The 2,188-nt window shown below is 62.0% G+C and carries 3 protein-coding genes; 1 reads left to right on the top strand and 2 read right to left on the bottom strand.

Features of this window, described 5'->3' with window-relative positions; translation table 11 throughout:
* On the bottom strand, positions 1-775 hold a 775-nt coding region (locus tag EN750_RS30950), incomplete at its 3' end, for an MFS transporter (RefSeq protein ID WP_127398993.1).
* Positions 776-979: 204 nt separating this feature from the next.
* On the bottom strand, positions 980-1,618 hold the full coding sequence (locus EN750_RS30945) for a DUF922 domain-containing protein (RefSeq protein ID WP_245482860.1): 639 nt from the start codon (positions 1,616-1,618) through the stop codon (positions 980-982).
* 124 nt (positions 1,619-1,742) lie between these two features.
* On the opposite strand from EN750_RS30945, the gene folP reads away from it, so the two are divergent.
* Positions 1,743-2,188: dihydropteroate synthase (gene folP / locus EN750_RS30940; protein WP_127398992.1), on the top strand; the 446-nt coding region annotated here is incomplete at its 3' end.

The raw sequence follows: 2,188 nt of genomic DNA, 5'->3' as shown, positions 1-2,188 counted from the left end.
AGGCAAAAGCGCCCCAGAAAATCGCCGAACCGCAGAGAACGCCGATGACTTCAAGCGAAATCCAGGGATAGGCGCTGCCGCCCCAGTTCAATGCGAGCAGCAGCAGCGCCGTGGCAACGATCAGAAGCAACGCGCCCAGGCCGTCGATGCGATGGCGCTTTGCGGCAACCGGCAGTTTCTTGAGCGGCTTGTTGATGATCGCCATCGCAAGAACACCAAGCGGAATGTTGATCCAGAAGATCAGTGACCAGTGCAGGTGCTCGGCGAAAGTGCCGCCGAGCAACGGACCGGCAACGCTGGCGACAGCCCATGTTCCGGAGAACCAGGCGGCATAGCGTGCCCGCTCGCGCGGCGGAACGAGATCGCCGACGACGGTCTGCGTCAAAGCGAACAAGCCGCCGCCACCTGCGCCCTGGATCGCCCGCCCGACAACCAGCACAAACATGTTGGGAGCCATCGCACTGACCAGCGATCCCGCCAAAAAGATCAGGATCGCGGCATAGACAGTCGGCCGGCGGCCGTAGACGTCGGAAATCTTGCCGTAGAGCGGGGCCACGGCGGTAGCGGTCAGGAGATAACCGGTGACGATCCATGGCAGATAGTGTGCGTTTCCGAGCGCATGCCCAATGGTCGGCATGGCTGGCGCAACAATGGTCTGGTCGAGTGCCGCCAACAGCATCGACAACAGCACGCCGCCAATAATGGCGTTCTTTTCGCTATCTGTTATCGGCGTGCCGGTTTCCGCCATCGTTTTGTTATCGACAGCCTGGTCCATGATCGTTCATCCATAAGCTTGCGATTTGACCGGCCCTGTTCAGCCGTTCCGGTTTCTTGACCGTTTGGATCGCATTGGTGTTTTAAGCTCGCGTCTGGCGAGCCTGACATATTTCGTCCCATATAGGCCGGTTTCGACAGGGGCTCGAAAGTTTTTCGAATCTGGCACTACCTTCGGCGATTTTGGCTTTCAGTTCGGGTGCGTTCAGGCCGGCGGCAGTCGGCCATTCCCGATGCGCTCCATGCGGTAGCGCAGCAGCCGCAAGATGCGGCTTTCGAAATTGACCCTTTCGACGCGGTCGAACTGAAGCTGGGCGCGGTCGTGCCTGGCCAGAACAGCCGCGGTGATGGCTGCCGCCTTGGCCTTGGCGGCGTCGCAGTTCTTTTGCGGGTAGGTGGCCTTCAAGGCCTCTTCGAGTTCGCCGCCATGGTTCTTGGCGATTTCGACATGGCGCTCCTCATGGCGCTTGATGTCGGCGGACAGCGTATCCCAGAACAGCCTGACATCGGCATCGGCCTTGCGCGGGCGCCGCCACTCGGGAAGGATCACCTTCACTTTGACGGTCACCGCCGCGTCGGCGATCCGGCAGGAACTCGGCGTCTGCGCATAGCTGACACGAGTGGTGAAGGCCATTTGCGTGGCGCCCGGGTGCCGGTTGCCGGTACTTTTCACCTCCGGCCCGCGTTTGGAGAGTTGTGCCTCGATGTCGTCGAGGGTGCTGCCGCCGATGGCGAAATAGCTGTACGTCTTGACGAGATTGGCGGTCGCCGCCGGAAGCGGGGTCATGGCGAGCAGCAGCGCGCAAGCCAAGGATCGTTTCACGCCCAGGGACCGTCTTTTCATGCCAAGCATGGCTCGCTTCATCATGTTGCCTCTTCGACCACCTTGCTTTACGGCCGTTGCCGGCGCAATGAAATTGATCCGCCAGGGATCACACATGATTGATGAACTCCATGGTCGATGAGCAATGACGGCCCGGCGATGGCAGTTGGCGCATGGACGCCATCTCGACCTTGGCGGCAAGGCCGTGGTCGTCGGCATCCTCAATGTCACGCCCGATAGCTTTTCCGACGGCGGCCAGTTCGACGCCCCTGAAAAGGCGCTGGCCCAGGCGCGCCGCATGATCGGGGAAGGGGCACTGGTTGTCGATGTCGGCGGAGAATCGACGCGCCCAGGTGCTGCCGCGGTATCGGCCAGCCAGGAACAGGAGCGCATCCTGCCGGTGATCGAAGCGCTGGCGGGCGTGAGCGAGGTGCTGATTTCGGTCGACACCTATCGTGCCGACACGGCGCGGCTGGCGGTAGCCGGCGGCGCGCATATCGTCAACGATGTCTGGGGTTTGCAGCGCGAGCCCGAGATTGCGCGTGTCGCCGCCGACACCGGCGCGGGGCTTGTCATCATGCATACTGGGCG

Source organism: Mesorhizobium sp. M7A.F.Ca.ET.027.03.2.1, from assembly GCF_003999175.1.
Taxonomy (GTDB): domain Bacteria; phylum Pseudomonadota; class Alphaproteobacteria; order Rhizobiales; family Rhizobiaceae; genus Mesorhizobium.
The sequence above is the reverse complement of the archived record's forward strand: the minus strand, read 5'-3'. Positions and strand labels throughout refer to the sequence as shown.